The organism is Pseudomonas sp. DNDY-54, from assembly GCF_019880365.1.
Lineage (GTDB): Bacteria > Pseudomonadota > Gammaproteobacteria > Pseudomonadales > Pseudomonadaceae > Stutzerimonas > Stutzerimonas stutzeri_P.
The window spans coordinates 1,134,082-1,150,973 of the sequence record NZ_CP082271.1; the positions used below are offsets into that span (position 1 = coordinate 1,134,082).

Annotated in this window: 13 protein-coding genes; 4 read left to right on the forward strand and 9 right to left on the reverse strand. The window is 62.3% G+C overall.

Translation table 11 applies throughout. The features are described 5' to 3' along the window. Nucleotides 1–48 precede the first annotated feature (48 nt). Together K4O48_RS05345 and K4O48_RS05350 are read right to left on the reverse strand one after the other, a co-directional pair. A complete protein-coding gene (locus K4O48_RS05345) occupies nucleotides 49–600 on the reverse strand; it encodes a peptidylprolyl isomerase (protein ID WP_222911035.1) in 552 nt (183 codons plus the stop codon). After that, complete coding sequence (locus K4O48_RS05350) at nucleotides 597–1,541, reverse strand: LysR family transcriptional regulator (protein ID WP_222911036.1); 945 nt, start codon at nucleotides 1,539–1,541, stop codon at nucleotides 597–599. Before K4O48_RS05350 ends, K4O48_RS05345 begins: the two co-directional genes overlap by 4 nt. A gap of 65 nt (nucleotides 1,542–1,606) precedes the next feature. Here K4O48_RS05350 and K4O48_RS05355 point away from each other — a divergent pair, with 65 nt between their 5' ends. Together K4O48_RS05355 and K4O48_RS05360 are read left to right on the forward strand one after the other, a co-directional pair. Continuing rightward, nucleotides 1,607–1,927 (forward strand): 3-phosphoglycerate kinase, encoded by a 321-nt coding sequence (locus tag K4O48_RS05355; protein WP_222911037.1) that lies wholly within the window; start codon nucleotides 1,607–1,609, stop codon nucleotides 1,925–1,927. A 194-nt stretch (nucleotides 1,928–2,121) separates the two neighbouring features. Then, the gene (locus tag K4O48_RS05360; RefSeq protein WP_222911038.1) at nucleotides 2,122–3,468 is read left to right on the forward strand and encodes a DEAD/DEAH box helicase; all 1,347 of its coding nucleotides are present in this window, start codon (nucleotides 2,122–2,124) and stop codon (nucleotides 3,466–3,468) included. A 45-nt stretch (nucleotides 3,469–3,513) separates the two neighbouring features. On the opposite strand, the gene K4O48_RS05365 is transcribed toward K4O48_RS05360, so the two are convergent. After that, complete coding sequence (locus K4O48_RS05365; RefSeq protein WP_222911039.1) at nucleotides 3,514–3,810, reverse strand: hypothetical protein; 297 nt, start codon at nucleotides 3,808–3,810, stop codon at nucleotides 3,514–3,516. Nucleotides 3,811–3,966: 156 nt separating this feature from the next. On the opposite strand from K4O48_RS05365, the gene K4O48_RS05370 reads away from it, so the two are divergent. Next, nucleotides 3,967–4,344, forward strand: coding sequence for a transcriptional regulator (locus K4O48_RS05370; RefSeq protein ID WP_222911040.1), 378 nt, complete (start codon nucleotides 3,967–3,969; stop codon nucleotides 4,342–4,344). A 37-nt stretch (nucleotides 4,345–4,381) separates the two neighbouring features. Here the strand turns inward: K4O48_RS05370 and K4O48_RS05375 are convergent, their stop codons facing one another. The 6 genes from K4O48_RS05375 to K4O48_RS05400 form a co-directional block, all read right to left on the reverse strand. Beyond that, complete coding sequence (locus K4O48_RS05375) at nucleotides 4,382–6,499, reverse strand: glycoside hydrolase family 5 protein (RefSeq protein WP_222911041.1); 2,118 nt, start codon at nucleotides 6,497–6,499, stop codon at nucleotides 4,382–4,384. Nucleotides 6,500–7,014: 515 nt separating this feature from the next. After that, nucleotides 7,015–8,766 (reverse strand): S8/S53 family peptidase, encoded by a 1,752-nt coding sequence (locus K4O48_RS05380; protein WP_222911042.1) that lies wholly within the window; start codon nucleotides 8,764–8,766, stop codon nucleotides 7,015–7,017. Beyond that, nucleotides 8,763–9,728 carry an L-histidine N(alpha)-methyltransferase gene (egtD, locus tag K4O48_RS05385; RefSeq protein ID WP_222911043.1) on the reverse strand — a complete coding sequence of 322 codons (966 nt, stop codon included), beginning with the start codon at nucleotides 9,726–9,728 and terminating at the stop codon, nucleotides 8,763–8,765. Before egtD ends, K4O48_RS05380 begins: the two co-directional genes overlap by 4 nt. Before the next feature lie 3 nt (nucleotides 9,729–9,731). Further along, a complete protein-coding gene (egtB, locus tag K4O48_RS05390) occupies nucleotides 9,732–11,027 on the reverse strand; it encodes an ergothioneine biosynthesis protein EgtB (RefSeq protein WP_222911044.1) in 1,296 nt (431 codons plus the stop codon). A gap of 218 nt (nucleotides 11,028–11,245) precedes the next feature. Beyond that, nucleotides 11,246–11,941: an SDR family oxidoreductase gene (locus tag K4O48_RS05395; RefSeq protein ID WP_222911045.1), complete on the reverse strand. Its 696-nt coding sequence runs from the start codon at nucleotides 11,939–11,941 to the stop codon at nucleotides 11,246–11,248. 36 nt (nucleotides 11,942–11,977) lie between these two features. Then, nucleotides 11,978–12,289: a hypothetical protein gene (locus K4O48_RS05400; RefSeq protein ID WP_222911046.1), complete on the reverse strand. Its 312-nt coding sequence runs from the start codon at nucleotides 12,287–12,289 to the stop codon at nucleotides 11,978–11,980. Nucleotides 12,290–12,411: 122 nt separating this feature from the next. Between K4O48_RS05400 and K4O48_RS05405 the strand changes: the two genes are divergently transcribed. Next, nucleotides 12,412–16,836 (forward strand): DEAD/DEAH box helicase, encoded by a 4,425-nt coding sequence (locus K4O48_RS05405; protein WP_222911047.1) that lies wholly within the window; start codon nucleotides 12,412–12,414, stop codon nucleotides 16,834–16,836. Nucleotides 16,837–16,892: the final 56 nt, after the last annotated feature.

Sequence of the window (16,892 nt, forward strand, 5' to 3'; positions counted from 1 at the left end):
CTGGGCCGGCGCACGCTTAAACAGCGCGCGCCGGAACGGATGCGTCGGTTACAGCTTTTTCGCGGAAATGATCTTTACGGGCGTCAGGGGAACGTTCTGCATCATGCTGCGGTTGCCGGTTGGTACCTGGGCAATCTGGTCAACAACGTCCATGCCGCGGACGACTTTGGCGAAGACCGCATAGCCGAAGTCCCGGGTGCCGTGATCGAGAAAATCATTGTCGCGGTGATTGATGAAGAATTGGCTGGTCGCCGAATTGACGTTCTGTGTACGCGCCATCGCCAACGTCCCGCGAACGTTGTGCAGCCCATTGTCGGCCTCGTTCTTGATCGGTTCACCGGTCTTTTTCTGGCCCAGGCCTTCATTGAAGCCGCCGCCCTGAATCATGAAGCCGGGGATTACGCGATGAAACACGGTGTCGTCGTAGAAGCCGCTTTCGACGTACTCGAGAAAATTCTTCACGCTGATCGGCGCCTTTTCGGCCTCCAGCTCGATTTCGATTTCCCCCATGCTGGTGTTCAGCAGCACGTGTGGATTGTCCGCCGCCAGCAGGTTTCCGGCGAGCAAGAGTGAACAGGCGGCGAGTAGGAGTCGTTTCATGGTGTAGTCCTGGTGAGGGTGGAAGCCTGAGCCAGTCCGCCGTTGGCAGACTGCGATTGCGCATCGTACGTCTTGATCAGGTCGATGAGAATCTGTGTTGCCGGGCCGAGTGGTTTCTCGGGATTAGTGTAGAGATAGAACAACGGGCGGCGAATGCTCCCTTGGACCAATGGCAGCGGTTTGAGCACGCCTTCTGCCAGCTCGCGGCCGATCATGTGCCGCGGCAGCCAGGCGAACCCGAGCCCGCTGCTGACGAAGCCCACCGAGGTCGCCAGGCTGCCAACCGTCCAGCGCTGTTCAGCGCCCAACCAGCCGCTGTCGCGTGGCTGCCGTTGGCCGGAGTCGCGCACCACTACCTGCATCTGGCTTTGCAAATCCTGCACGCTCAGTTTTCGCTGTAGCTGATGCAGCGAGTGCTCGGCATGCGCCACGGCGATGAACTCGACCGTGCTCAGTTCCGCGCCAAGATAGCCGGTGATATCCAAACCGGTGATGGCGAGGTCGGCCGTGCCGTCCCTGAGCACATCCTCGACGCCTGACAGCACCTCCTCTCGCAGTCGTACGCGGCAACCACGGCTCTTCGGCATGAATGCGGTCAGCGCCCGGATCAGCTTGGCGTTGGGGTACGCGGCGTCCACCACCAGGCGAACTTCCGCTTCCCAACCTTGCTCCATGTGATGGGCCAGCTCTTCAAGTTGTCCGGCCTGCGTGACCAGTTGTCGCGAGCGACGCAGCAGAACCTCGCCGGCATCGGTGAGTACCGCCTTGCGCCCATCGATACGCAACAGCGGCACGCCGAGCTGTTCCTGCATGCGTGCCACCGTGTAACTGACCGAGGATTGGGAGCGATGCAGCATCTCGGCAGCCTGGGCGAAGCCACCATGGTCGATCACCGCTTGCAGGGTTCGCCATTGATCGAGCGTGACACGTGGCACTTTCATTCCATTGTTTTCCTGTCGCGTCTGTCTGGTACGCTGGCACGTCTTCACGAGGAGCCTGCATAAAAATGAAAAGAATCTGCTTCGCCGCGCTCACCATCATCCCACTGAGCGCCCTGGCCGTCAGCTATCCCGTGGAGCTGGAGCAGGAGCTCAACGGCGCCGAAGTGCTGGCGTCCACCGAAACCATCGACCGGGACATGGCCGGCCTGGTGCTACAGAACTTCGGTGATCGTCCAGTCGAGTGCGCGGCGGTGTTCCGCAATGGACCCGAATCGCCGCGTACCCGCCGCACCACGCTGGCCGCCGGTGAACGCAAGCCAATGACCGCCAAGTTCAAACGCGACGTGATCCGTCTTCGCATCAAGCTCACCTGCGAGCCGCAGTGAGCTGAGCGGCCACGTCACGCTGAGCGTAGCGCGTAAGCGAACGCTTGGTCGCTGACGCTGCCCGTCAATGGCTGCGGACAGGCGATGCTCACGGAGCCCTCTGGCCGTTGAACAGGTTGCGCTGCACAAAGGCGCCTCTCCGGCGGCTGGACGCGTTAATCTATGCGACGTTTTTCGACCTTGAGGTATCTCCCTTGTTTGACCAATTCGCCCTGCATGAACGCCTGCTCAAGGCGGTCGCCGAACTCAAATTCGTCGAACCGACGCCGGTGCAGGTAGCGGCCATTCCCCCAGCGCTGGAAGGGCGTGACCTGCGGGTGACGGCTCAGACAGGCAGCGGCAAGACCGCGGCATTCGTGCTGCCGATGTTGAACCGGCTGATCGGCGATGCTGTGGTGCGTACCGACGTACGTGCGCTGATTCTGCTGCCGACCCGCGAGCTGGCCCAGCAGACCCTCAAGGAAGTCGAGCGTTTCTCGCAGTTCACCTTCATCAAGTCGGCGATGATCACCGGCGGCGAGGATTTCAAGGTTCAGGCGGCCAATCTGCGCAGGGTGCCGGACATCCTCATCGGCACGCCGGGCCGGATGATCGAACACCTCAACGCCGGCACCTTGATCCTCAAGGATGTGGAACTCCTGGTCCTCGACGAGGCCGATCGCATGTTGGACATGGGCTTTGCCGACGACGTGCAGCGCCTCGTCGGCGAGTGCGCCAAGCGTCAGCAGACCCTGCTGTTCTCAGCCACCAGCGGTGGCGCGGCGTTACGCGAGATGTCCGCCAGCGTGCTGCGCGATCCGTTGCACCTGCAGCTCAACCGCGTCAGCGAACTGAACGAGGGTACGCGTCAGCAGATCATCACGGCCGAGAATACCGAGCACAAAGAGAAGCTGGTGCATTGGCTGCTGGCCAACGAGACCTACAAAAAAGCCGTGATCTTCACCAATACTCGGGTCCAGGCTGACCGTCTCTACGGGCGTCTGGTGGCGGAGGGTGTGAAAGCCTTCGTGCTGCACGGCGACAAGGACCAGAAGGACCGCAAGCTGGCCATCGATCGGGTCAAGGAAGGCGGCGTCAAAGTGCTGGTCGCCACTGACGTGGCGGCGCGCGGGTTGGATATCGAAGGGCTGGATTTGGTCATCAACTTCGATATGCCGCGCTCGGGTGACGAGTATGTGCACCGCATCGGTCGTACCGGGCGTGCCGGCGCGGAAGGGCTGGCGATCTCTCTGATCTGCCACAACGACTGGAATCTGATGTCCAGCATCGAGCGCTACCTCAAGCAGCGTTTCGAACGAAGAGTCATCAAAGGCTTGAAAGGTAGCTACGGCGGGCCGAAGAACCTAAAGGCATCAGGCAAGGCGGCGGGTACCAAAAAGAAAAAGGACGACAAGAAGAAAGTTGCCGACAAAAAAGCCAAGCCGGCAACCAAGCCAACCGCCAAGCGGCCGAAAAACGCCAAGCGTGAAGAACCAGCCTCACAGATCGTCAGTCAAGACGGCCTGGCGCCGCTGCGGCGCAAGAAGCCGGCCGTAGAGTAACGATATCGGCCAGGGTGGCATTGGCGACCTTGGCTTACCCATCCGTCAGCGTTTCACCGCCGGTGCGATATCGGCGTCTTTCTCTGCCTGCTCCACATGCTGCAGACGCTTGTCGTAAGCCTCGCACTCATTGCCGAGTTGGTCGGCGGTCTGCTTGACCTCCATGTCGCGCAATTCCTCATTGATCTCGGCGGCGCGTTCAGGATTGCTCTCGGTCAGCTGGTTGACTCGGTCGGCCAGCTGCTTGGCCTTCTCGTTGATTTGGTCAGTGGTGCACTCGGCAGCGAACACCGGTTGGCTTGCCAGCAGGGCAAGCGTTAACGGAATCATCAAGCGTTTCATGACGGGCTCCTTCCAGTTGGTCTATGCGGTGGATCGTCCCTGACGCGCTTTAGTTCAGCCTTATCCCGTTGTGCTGATGATCGAACCATGCCGCCGCCGGCACGGTCCGTATTAGCAAGAACCGCCACGCTGACGCGGTGCAACAGGAGAAAGGACATGACCTATAACTGGGATTTGATGCTGCGCTTGCTCCGCGAAGCGCAGAAATCCGGCAACGAACCCTTCGCGCCGCGCCAGTATGCTGATGAACACGCGATTGCCATGGAAGACGCCGGCCAACCGCTCCCCAACCTCGACTCGCTGAAAGCGGACGCGCAGAACTACGAGAGCCTGTTGTTCGAAGGTGGTTTCATGGTCACGCGCCCTGAAGAAGAGGGCGGCAATGGCGAGAACTTTGTGCTGACCGAGCGGGGTTCGCGGTTACTGCAGATGCTGGAAGGGGGCAACGGTGGGACTGCCTATCGCCAGCGCCTGGACGAACAGGGTGAAGCGGCGCTCACCCCAGAAGTCTTTGACGGGCTGGCGGCAGGCTGATCAGAACGCCCTGCTGGTGCGGGGCGCCGTTTGCCGATTAACGCAGCGGACCAACGCTGCCGCATGATTTGTTCGCCGCATGCTTCTGCAGGACAGGCAGTTGTGGGCGGTACTTGCCGCTCTTCACGTCCAGCGACAGTGCATAGTCGCCCCACCATGGCCCCGCCGCCCAATAGGTGCTGGGAATGCAGTGCTGGCCCAGATACTTCAGCAGATTGTCCGTCGCGACCACTGCCGATGGCGAGAAGTCAGGCGAGCCGTGCTCGCCAATGAAACCGCGCAGTCGGTGTTTGCTCAGCCATTCAACGAAGGGCTTGGCTCGCACCACCCCAATCATCGGGTCGTAAACCGCACGGGTGTCTGCATAGGTCCCCGAGTAGTCCTTGTCGAAGTACAGGTGTGCCTCGAACATCAGGTTGTTCTTCGGATCGCGCATCCAGGCATCCTTGACCAGCTGGGTGTTGTAGGACGGCCAGTGAAAGGCACTCGACCAGCGATCTCCAGCGATGACAACCCAGTTTTTCGCATCGATGGTGCGGATGCTTTTCGCGGCGGCAAGCGCGGCAGCGGGCCATTTGCCGTTAGTGGTATGGGGCTCGTTCATCAGGCCGTAGCCGTAGACCGCGGGATGCTTGGAAACCTTCTGCGCAATACGCCGCCAGGAATCGGCGAAGGCGCTGATCGGCACCTCGTTGGAGCCGATCATCTTGCCGTAGTAGCGGTAGTAGTTATGCATGTCGAGGATGACTTGCATGTTGTATTTCTTGGCGTGATCGAGCGTCGCCATCATGCGCGCCAGTTCGGCGCTGTTCAGCTCGCCATTGAGCCTCGGTTGGATGCGTTCCCAGCGAAACGGCAGGCGCACCAGCTTGAGGTTGCGGTTGGCGTAGCGCTTGAAGTCCGCTTCGCTCGGGTAAATGTACTGTTTCAGGTATCGCCCAGGCAGCGGGTCGTCGGAGCCGAACTCCGCACCGGCCAGGTTGATACCGACCAGGTTGATAGGGTTAGCGGGCGCCGAACCGCCTGCGTCCGGATTTGACGCACCGGTACCTGGCGTTGGCTGGCTAAATCCGCTGCTGTTCACCGAGACGGTGCGCGGGTAGCCGACGGCCTTTCCGTTGATGGCGCCCCCGTCCATCATCACCGTCATGTTGCCGCCGGAGTAGTAGATGAGGTTGATGGTGCGTACCTGCCCATCGGCGAACCGGACTTTCGCGCCTTTGTGGAAGGCCGCCTTGTTCTCGGCAGTCGCCTTGACCGATATGCCCACGAATTTGCTCGTGTTGTAAATGCCATTAACGAAGTCGCCACCGTTGAACGAGTTCAGCGCCGTGGTCAGGGACGGCGAAGAGCCGACCGGCGGCGGTGTGACCACCGGCGTAGACGGCTGGCTCGGCTTGACGGGCGCTGGAGCCGGCGCGGACGTCGCGGTAGTCGAGAACAGTTTGTTCGGGTGCCCGTATTTTTTGCCGCTAAGCGCCGCGCCGGAAAGCATCACGCTTATGTTGTTGCCCGCCATGTACACGGCGTTGATCTTGCGCACCTGGCCGTCGACCAGCTTCACCTGGGAGCCCGCCTTGAAAGCGGAGCGGTTGGCGTTGTTCAGGGGAATCGAGAAGCCTGCCGACTTGCGCCAGACGCCGTTTAGCCAGTCATTGTTCGTGTAGTTGTTGATCGACGTGCTATGGGCTGTAGTGCTTGGCTTCGCGCTGCTGTCGGGGGTTGGCGTTATGGCGGTATTGCCGCCCGCGGGAGAAGCGCCCAGCACCGCCACGCTTTTTGGATACCCGTTTTTCGAGGCGTTCAGCGTCGAGCCTGAGAGCATGAGGCTCATGTTGGCGCCGGAGTAATACACCACTTTGATCGTGCGGACCTGCCCATCGGCGGTTCTGACTTGAGCGCCCTTTTTGAAGTTCGCTTTGTTGCTGGCTGTGGCTGGAATGGACAACCCGGCCGACTGACGCCAGCTTCCCTTGAGCCATTGCGGGCCGGTGAAGTCGTTGACCTTGGCGGTTGCTATGGAGTGTAAGGAGGACGCCGTTGCGGTTGAGGTAGCGGCAAGTACTGTTTGCGTTGGGGTGGACACAAGAACAGCCGCGAGCAGTGCAGTACTGAGCAGTGCGTTACGTGTGCTGGACGTCATCTTGACGAGCATTGCGATCTCCAGAACTTAATACGACAAAAGGCCGAAGCCTTTTAAAAGTACGGAAGCATCCAGGGGATCCATGCGAAATGACGAAGCACTGACCAACGACGCTACCCGGGCATTGCGACAGACCTGAATAGCCACAGGCGCCGCGTGGATAGGCTTTATATAGGTCGCATGTTCAAATTTGAAGTTAATTTGGCGTCATTAAAAAGTTCATTTTTTATTAGGGGTTAATATTTAGCTAATAGCCATCAATGACATGGCAATTAAATATTAAAATGCCGTTATACGATAAGTTATTGATTTAATGTTAGTTAAAGAGTTTCTGTTGCTTTTGAACGAAGCAAAGGCGGGCAATTAGCGTTTCGCTTGTACCGATGAACCTGCCACTAAGTGAGTGGCCGGTCTTGTTGCAGATTGTTTCAGGCGATGACGATCACAGCACATGGCAGAGTCATTTGCTGATGAGCCGGGGAGAGCAATGGAGGGGCACGCGCTGGGCGAACAACCCCATGCGGCCTTCAGCGCCTGTGCTGAAGACTCTCTGCAGTGAGTTCCAGCGCCTTGCGCATGTCCAGGCGAGCGGAACGGCCGATGTCCTGGTTGTCCAGCTGATAACTGCGTTCGGATGGCAGGATGGGGGCGGTCAGGTCATCGGCTTCAACCGCTTCGAAATCGCTGTTGCGGCCGATGGTCAGGGCGCTGCGACGCAGCAACTCCCGCAACTGTTCCGGCTCCAGTGCGGGATTGATCGACAGCATCGCGCCGATAATGCCCGTCACCATGGGGGTGGCATATGACGTGCCACAGTGCACGTCGCCGCGCGTGCCAGCCTCAAGGGTTGCTGCTCGCGTGCAGGCAGAGGCGGTGATATCGACGCGCATATCGATATTGGAGGAAGGGCGTTTGGTGACGTAATCGGGGTGCTCCACCGGTACGTCCTTGCTGTAGTCGCGCTCATGGGCACCGACCACCAGCAGTTGATCGGTGATGAAGGAAGACGGCAAGCGGTAGTCGTCCTGTCCGGAGCGAGCCGAGCCGTTGCCGGCCGAATTCACCACCACCACGTCGGGGTGCTCTCGGCGCAACCAGAGAAAGAATTCTTCGAGCAATTCTTCATAGCCACTCATGGCAACCCCGGAGCGCACCAGCGAATCGATGCGCTCACCGTCGACGTCGAGCGTGCCGACGCGATGGATGCCCCAGCTCCAGTTCAGCACCCGCACGCCATCCTCGACCAGATTCACCGAGGCGGCGACATTGGCCGTAATGCCAGCATCGGAGTTGCGTTCGACAATGACCTCGAAGCCAGAGCTGGCCGGTTCCAGTGCGCTGAGAAAGCCGCTGTCGCCAGGCTCGGCGCTGCGTGCCGCTAGAATTCCGGTGACGCTGGTCCCGTGGTCTGCAGGTGATTCGGCGTCGCGGGCATAGACACAGGTTTGCGGCTTGGTCGGCTCGCACCCGCCGAGGTACGCCGCAAATTCCGGCGAGTCGAAATCGACATCACGCTCGATGATGCCGATCCGCACTGGGTGCGTCTTGATGGCGGTTTTCTGCGCCGATAGGCGATGCAGGTAGAAATCCACCGCATCGAGAAAGCGATTAGCGACCCATTCAGTGTTGCGTGGCTTGGGCTGGCTGTCCTCTTCCAACAGTTCTTCGGCGCCGGACTCTTCGACGACCACGGCGTCCACGCTCGTCTCGCTGCCCAAGCGCAGCACCAGGGCGTCGCGCTCGGTCAGGTCCTTCACCGGCAGTCGCAGCTGATAGGTGTTTAACGGGGCGATGGCCCCCACAACCTCGGCGCCGTACTTATCGGCAAGGCGTTGCGATTCCTCCAGGCCATCGTGGTCTTCTTCGATAATGACGCTGACCAGGTCCACGTACGTGGTTAAGCCGTCCATATTCTTGGCGACGTCGTCCGGCCCCGCCGCGATCACATGGCTTCCGTTGAGCGTGAGCCAGATCGGGTTGCTGCGCCGCTCGCCCTGTTCCAGCCATAGCGGACCGCTCTGATGATCGTCCCGCTTCACGGTCAGCCGCAGGCGACCGTCTTCCTCCCGGCTGGCGTCGACAGCCTTGCCGCGTAGCATCACGTTAAGATCATCGGTGCCCAGGCCTTCGCTGCGCAGGCAGAAGGTCAATTGTTCCGTCGAGAACAGATCCCCGCAGCGCTGCAGGTCCTTGAGCCGTAGCGCTTGCTCGTTGGCTGTTGCGTTGCCGAGGCCAAGCGCAAGGGTAAGCGCGGTCAGGGAAGTAGCGAGCGGTCTCATGGACGACGTTGCAGGTAGTGAACGCTGAACAGGTCCTGTGCATCGGTCCACTGGCCGCTGCAGTCGAACCCGGCGCTGTTGGCCAAATCAGCGAAGGACTGGAGCGTGTACTTGTAGGAGTTTTCAGTGTGCAGACTTTCGCCTGCATCGAAATGGAAACGCTGACCTTCAATGGTGACGTCTTGCGCCTCGCGGCTGATCAGGTGCATCTCGATACGCGAATCCTGCTCATTGAAGAATGCCTGGTGCGTAAAACGGGACGGGTCGATATCGCTGTCCAGTTCCTGGCGAATGCGCTGCAGCACGTTCAGGTTGAAAGCTGCCGTCACATGAGCGCGATCGTTGTAAGCCGCCTCGAGGACGTCTCGGTCCTTGACCAGATCGACCCCAATCAACAAGCCGCCACCAGGCGGCAGGATCTCATGCAGATGGCCGAGCAGCTTGCGTGCCTCTAGCGGGGTGAAATTGCCGATGCTCGAGCCGGGGAAAAACACCAGCGGGTGGTGGAGGGTGAAGTCGTCCGGCAGCTTCAGTTCGTCCGAGAAGTCTGCACAGGCCGCATGCACTTCCAGCCAGGGGTAATCCGCCGCCAGGCGCTGGGTGCTGGTCAGCAGGAAATCTTCGGAGATGTCGATGCCGAGATAACTGACCGGTCGCAGGCCCTCAAGCAACAAACGGACCTTGCGGCTGGCGCCGCTGCCCAGTTCGATCAGGTCGGTTTGTGGCCCGGCTATCTCTAGAATTTCGTTCGCCGCGTTGGCCAGAATCTTTTCTTCCGTGCGGGTCACGTAGTACTCGGGTTGCTGGCAAATCTGCTCGAAAAGCTCGGAGCCGCGACGGTCATAGAAAAATTTTGGCGAGATGTGCTTGGGCGAAGCGGCAAACCCGGCCAATGCCTCGTCACGCAACGAGGTGTCATGGGTCGGCTGCGTCTGGTCATGGAAATGGACGGCGAGTGCCATGTTTCATAACTCCCTGGCCAGGCGCAGCCCGGCGAATTGCCAGCGCATCGCCGGCTGGAAAAAGTTGCGGTAGGTGGCCCGAATGTGTGCTTCCGGCGTGGCGCAGCACCCACCACGTAACACCATCTGGCCGGACATGAACTTGCCGTTGTACTCGCCGAGGCTGCCGTCCAACGGACGGAAGCCGGGGTAGGGCCGATAAGCGCTGGCTGTCCATTCCCAGACATCGCCGAACAGCTGAGCCGGCCCGTCGTGGGGAACACTGGCAGGTACAGGTTGCAGAAAATCGTTTTCGAGGAAATTACCGCGGCGGGGCTGATCCGTAGCGGCCACTTCCCATTCGGCTTCGGTGGGCAGCCGAGCGCCAGCCCAGCGAGCGTAGGCGTCCGCCTCGTAAAAACTGACATGACACACCGGCGCTTCCAGGTCCAGCGGCAGCAGCCCGCCGAGCGTCATCTCATACCAGCCATGATCGTCACGGTGCCAATACAACGGGGCGTTCCAGCCGTGTTGACGGCTATGCGCCCAGCCATCTGAGAGCCACAGTTCGCTCCGTGCGTAGCCACCATCGGCAATAAAGGAGAGGTACTCGCGGTTGCTGACCGGTCGATCGGCCAGCTGAAAGTCCTCGACGAATTGCCGATGCCGAGGCGTTTCGCAATCGAAGGCGAATCCATTGCCGGCATGACCGATGTGGCGCACCCCGCCAGCGTACTCATGCCAGCGGATACGATCGTTATGCAGCGCCGGTGTCGGTTGCAGGTCGCTGCGGTAAACCGGGTGCAGAGGGTTCTGCGCGAGGATGTGCTTGATGTCCATCAGCAGCAGCTCCTGATGCTGCTGCTCGTGCTGCAGGCCCAGCTCGACCCGCCGCGTGATCTCGGATGCGTGCCGTTGTGGCGGGTTACCCAGCAGCGCTTCCATTGCCCGGTCGACATGCTGCCGGAAGCGGTAGACATCCTCTACGCCGGGACGCGAGATCAGCCCACGCTGAGCACGGGGGAAGGGCGTGCTGTGGGTCTCGTAATAGGAGTTGAACAGGTGGTCATAGGAAGCGTCGAGCGGTTTGTAGCCTGTCAGGTAGGGCTTGAGCAGAAAGGCTTCGAAAAACCAGCTGACATGTGCAAGGTGCCATTTCGGCGGGCTGACGTCGGGCATGCTCTGGACGATATAGTCCTCGATCTGCAGCGGTGCACAGATCGCTTCGCTGGTGGCGCGCACCTGTCGAAAGCGTTGCAGCAGGTAATCCAGTTCGGCGAGTACCGGTTGCTGTTCAGGCTGTTCTGCCAGATTGCTCATGGCGGTCCCCCTTGTTCTATAGCCGTAGCTGGCGCCCGGAGTGGCAGAAAAACCGCCTCTATAGCGACCCGAAGCGAGGCGCAAAAGTTTCTGCGAATGCTGTTACGAGCGCCGTTACGGGGGCTCGCTTGTGCCTTTTGATAAAAGCAGTACAACGGCCATGGCGAAAGGCGCCGACTCGTTATTTGGCTGCGCGTTTGGTCGCTCGACGCCTCGCGCTAAGGCGCTTCGATCGGCGGGGTCGGGCGGATGAGGATCTCATTGACGTCCACATGAGCCGGCTGGGACAACGCATACACCACGGCGCGGCCGATGTCTTCGGGCTGCATGGCGTAGGCGGGCGGCTCGTCGAACAGTGGCGTGTCGACCATGCCTGGCTCGATCAGCGTCACGCGCACGCCGGTGCCGCGCAGTTCCTCGCGTACGCTCAGGCCCATGCCGGTCACCGCCCATTTGCTGGCGCTGTACATCGAGCCGGGAATCACGAAACGTCCCGCGGCTGAACCGGTTAGCAGCAGATGCCCGCGGCTGGCCTTGAGTGCTTCGAGCGTGCAGCGCAGGGTCAGGCCCACGCCGTAAACGTTGGTCAGCAGCATGTCGCGCCAGACGTCCGGGTCGGCGCCGCTGAAGCCCCCTTCGCTGCCTGGCATGCCGGCATTGGCATAGACCGCATCGAGCTGGCCGAAATGATCTAGCACCTGCCGCACCATGGCCTGTTGTTCGGCGTATTCCTTGACGTCACAGCGGATCGCCAGCGCGCGCTCGGGGCCGCCGAGCTCGCGCACCAGCGCAGCAAGCTTGTGCTCGGAGCGCGCCGCCAAGGCAACGCGATAGCCGGCTTCGGCGGCGAGCCGGGCGGTGGCCGCGCCAATCCCTGAGGAGGCGCCGGTGATCAAAAGAACGGAATCGCTCATATCGTCCTCGTTCGGTTTAGGTAAGCAGCAGGCGGATCAGTAATTCGGCGGGGTTTCCGGGATGCCGGTGCCATCCGTGATGGACGGCATGGTCCAGGGTTCGAGGCGCTGATCCTTGTCCTCGACGTCCAGCCGCGCCTGCTCGATGACGCTGCCCAGATGCTGCGGGTTGGTGTACTCGTCCCGCGACACGCTAGGCACGCGTAGCAACTCGGTCCCGCTGCCGGACATGACGGTAAAACCGAAACTGTCCTCGTCCGGATTGGCGCTGGTGACGCAGCCGCAGGGCAGGAAGGCTTCCGAGACGAGCTGCATCGCTTCATCCAGGTTCAGGGCTTGGTTATTCATGGTGTTCTCCATCGACGGGCTGTCTGAAGTGGACCGCCAAGCGGCGACACCGTTTCCTTCAGGTCGACAGGCTGTGGCGGGTCGGCCTTGTAGATGGGCCGCTGCGGCAGCATATTCAGGGCATGACAGACTCCCTCGTACATGACGCGCTGGCCGCCTTTCACCCCGCAGTGGCCACCTGGTTCGGTCGCAGCTTTCCGGCACCGACACCCGCTCAGGCCCGCGCCTGGCCATTGATTCGCGCCGGCCAGTCAACGCTGGTCGCTGCGCCTACCGGCTCGGGCAAGACGCTCACGGCCTTTCTCGCCGCTATCGATCAGCTGGTGCAGCAAGGGCTGGCTGACGGCGGTCTTGCCGACCGGACATCGGTGCTCTACGTCTCGCCCCTCAAGGCGCTGTCGAACGACATTCACGTCAACCTGGAACAACCGCTGGCCGGTATCTCGGCCGAGCTGCAGGGGCTTGGCCTGCTCGCATTGGAAATCCGCACCGCCGTGCGCACCGGCGACACCCCCCAGGCCGAGCGCGCGGCAATGCGCAAGCGGGTGCCGCATATTCTGGTGACCACCCCGGAGTCGCTCTACGTGCTGCTGGGTTCCGACTCAGGTCGGCAAATGCTGGCTGGCGTGCGCAGCGTCATCGTCGATGAGATTCATGCCATCGCCGGCAACAAGCGCGGCAGCCATCTGGCCCTCTCGCTGGAACGGCTGGAGGCGTTGTGCGCAGGGCCGCTGGTGCGCGTCGGGCTGTCGGCGACACAGAAACCCATCGAAGCGGTTGCGGACTTCCTGGTCGGTGCTGGGCGGCGCTGCGAGATAGTCGATGTCGGCCATGGTCGTGCACGCGATCTGGCGCTGGAGGTACCGCCAGTGCCGCTGGACGCGGTAATGAGCAACGATGTCTGGGAGCTGGTCTATGACCGTCTCGCTGCGTTGGCAGGCGAACACCGGACCACGCTGGTCTTCGTCAACACGCGCCGCATGGCCGAGCGGGCCGCCCGACACCTGAGCGAGCGCCTGGGCAATGCTGTGGTTGCGGCCCACCACGGCAGCCTGGCGCGTGAGCAGCGGCTGGATGCCGAGCAGCGGCTCAAGCGTGGCGAGCTGAGGCTGCTGGTGGCTACCGCCTCGCTCGAACTCGGCATCGATATCGGTGACGTCGAACTGGTCTGTCAGCTGGGCTCGCCGCGCTCAATCTCGGCGTTCCTGCAACGGGTCGGGCGTGCGGGGCATCAGGTCGGCGGCGTCTCCAAGGGTCGGCTCTTCCCGAGCTCGCGCGATGATCTGATCGAGTGCGCTGCGTTGCTGGACAGCGTTCGTCGCGGTGAGCTGGACACCCTGATCATCCCGGTCGCACCTCTGGATGTGCTGGCGCAACAGATCGTCGCCGAGGTGTCCTGCCAGGAGTGGCAGGAAGTGGCGCTGATGGAGCTGATTCGCCGCGCCATGCCATACCGCACGCTCAGCGATGACAGGTTTCAAGCGTTATTGGCGATGCTTGCTGAAGGCTATAGCATGCGCCACGGTGCGCGCGGCGCCTACCTCCATCGTGACCTGGTCAACCGCAGCCTGAGAGGGCGGCGAGGCGGCCGTCTGACCGCACTGACCTCAGGCGGCACCATTGCCGACAACTCCGATTATTCGGTGCTGCTGGAGCCTCAGGGCTTCAATATTGGCACTGTAAACGAAGATTTCGCGGTGGAAAGCCTGGCGGGCGATGTCTTCCAGCTGGGCAACACCTCCTACCGCATCATCAAAATCGAGTCTGGCCGTGTGCGGGTCGAGGATGCCCAGGGAATGCCGCCGAACATCCCGTTCTGGCTGGGCGAGGCGCCGGGGCGCAGTGATGAACTCTCGGCGGCGGTTGCGCGGTTGCGCGGGGAGATCGATGAGCGCCTGACCGAAGCCGAAGCCCGTAGGAGCGAGCTTGCTCGCGAACTCGACGCTGCCGAGGTATCGCCTTTCGCGAGCAAGCTCGCTCCTACAGAGGCGGAAGGCGCCGATGCTTCTGATGGCTCGTCGAGACTGCAAACTGCAATCGACTGGCTTACCGGCACCCTCGGCCTGCCGGATGCCGCTGCTTGCCAGATTGTCGAATACCTCGCGCGCGCCCGTTCGGCGCTGGGCGCGCTGCCGACCCAGCAACGGCTGGTCATGGAGCGTTTCTTCGACGAGTCCGGTGGCACCCAACTGGTTATCCATTCGCCCTACGGCAGCCGGATCAACCGGGCCTGGGGTCTGGCGCTGCGCAAGCGCTTCTGCCGCACCTTCAACTTTGAACTGCAGGCAGCGGCGACCGAGGATGCGATCATCTTGTCGCTGTCCACCAGCCACAGTTTCCCGCTCGATGAGGTGTGGCGGTACCTGCGTTCCAACAGCGCCGAGGCCGTATTGATCCAGGCATTGCTCGACGCGCCGCTGTTCGGTGTGCGCTGGCGATGGAACGCGACCACCGCGCTGGCACTGCCGCGCATGGCGGGCGGGCGCAAGGTAGCGCCGCAACTGCAGCGGATGAAAAGCGAAGATCTGCTCGCCAGCGTCTTTCCGGACCAAGTCGCCTGCCTGGAAAACATCGTCGGAGAGCGCGAGGTGCCGGACCATCCGCTGGTCGCGCAAACCCTCGATGACTGTCTGCACGAGGCCATGGACAGTCGGGGCTGGCTGGCACTGCTGCAGCGCATCGAGTCGGGCACGATCGCGCTGCTTGCGCGTGACCTGCCGGCGCCATCACCCCTGGCGATGGAAGTGCTGGGCGCGCGTCCTTATGCGTTTCTTGACGACGCGCCGCTGGAGGAGCGCCGCACCCAGGCCGTATTGAACCGGCGATGGGCCGATCCGGAATCGGGCGACGGCCTGGGCGCGCTGGATGTCGCCGCGATCGAGGCGGTGCGCGCCGAAGCCTGGCCCCAGGCGCGCAATCCAGACGAGTTGCACGAAGCGCTGATGGGGCTCGGCTGTATCGCCGACGACGAGGCGAAGGCCGAGCGGGATTGGCCGGCGTGGTTGGCGGAGCTGGCACGTGGGGGGCGGGCGACGCGCTTGCAGGTCGCCAATGAGCGAGCGCTCTGGCTGCCGCTCGAACGGCTCGCTCTTGGCCATGCGATCTACCCGGCTGCGCCCGGCGAGCCCGCGTTGACGCTGTTGCCGGGCTTCGATGAGGTGCCGGCGGAGGATGACGCAGCGGTGGAGTTGGTGCGCGCTCGGCTGACGGCGTTCGGCCCCTTGCCAGTGTCGCTGATCGCTCGACCGCTGGCGCTGCCGGCCTCCACCGTCGCGCTTGCGCTGACACGGCTGGAATCCGAAGGCTACGTATTGCGGGGTCGCTTCACGTCCGGCGCGAGCGAGGACGAGTGGTGCGAGCGGCATCTGCTGGCGCGCATCCACCGTTACACCGTCAAGCGTTTGCGGCGCGAAATCGAGCCGGTGGAACGCGCCGACTTCATGCGTTTCTTGTTCGACTGGCAGCACCTGTCCGAAACCACGCGCATGGAGGGTCGCGATGCGCTGGGCACGATCGTGGAGCAGCTCGAAGGCTTCCAGGCCGCAGCTGGAGCCTGGGAGAGCGAGTTGCTGCCGGCGCGCCTGAAGGACTACGGCGGCACCTGGCTGGATGAACTCTGTCGCTCCGGTCGCATCGTCTGGACGCGTCTGGCAGGGCGGATCAAAGCCAGCAGCGGGCCGGTGCGCGGCACACCCATCGTCCTGTTGCCTCGCCGGCAACTGACCGCCTGGTACGCCTTGGCCAGCGACGCGCCTCAGCCAGAGCTGTCTTCACGCGCGCAACGGGTATTGGAGACGCTGCAGGCGCAGGGCGCCTTATTCTTCGATGAACTGCAGCAGGATGCGCGGTTGCTGCGCAGCGAACTGGAAGATGCACTCGGCGAGTTGGTGGCCGTCGGGTTGGTCAACGCAGACAGCTTCGCCGGGCTGCGGGCGCTGTTGGCGCCCGCGGCCAAACGTACCCGCAGCAGTCGGCAGAGCCGCGGTGGCGCCTTTATCGGCGGTATGGCGGATGCCGGACGCTGGGCGCTGGTGCGCAAAGGCGGGCCGGCGCCGGTCGAGACCTCGGCGCGCCGGCCCGCGCTCGACCCCGAAGCCCTGGAACACATCGCCATGACGTTGTTGCGGCGTTACGGTGTGGTGTTCTGGCGCCTGCTGGTGCGAGAGGCCGACTGGCTTCCGCCGTGGCGGGACCTGCTGCGGGTCTATCACCGGCTTGAAGCGCGCGGGGAGATTCGCGGGGGTCGTTTCGTGGCGGGCGTGCCGGGCGAGCAGTTCGCCTTGCCCGAAGCGGTGGGGCTGTTGCGTGAGGTTCGCAAGCGCGCGGCCGATGGAGAAATGATCGCCATCTCAGCGGTCGATCCACTGAACCAAGTGGGCACTTTGCTACCGGGCGAGCGGGTACCGGCAGTGGCAGGGAACCGCATCCTCTATCGCGACGGTGTACCGCTGGCGCTACTGATCGCAGGCAAGCCCGAGCTGCTGGCTGAGCTAGATGAGGACGATCAGCGAAGGGCGCGGCAGTTGCTGGCTGTCGGGCGGCGTTAATGACGTTCTGGAAATACAAAACGACGAAGGCCGACTGCGATCGCTCGCGGCCGGCC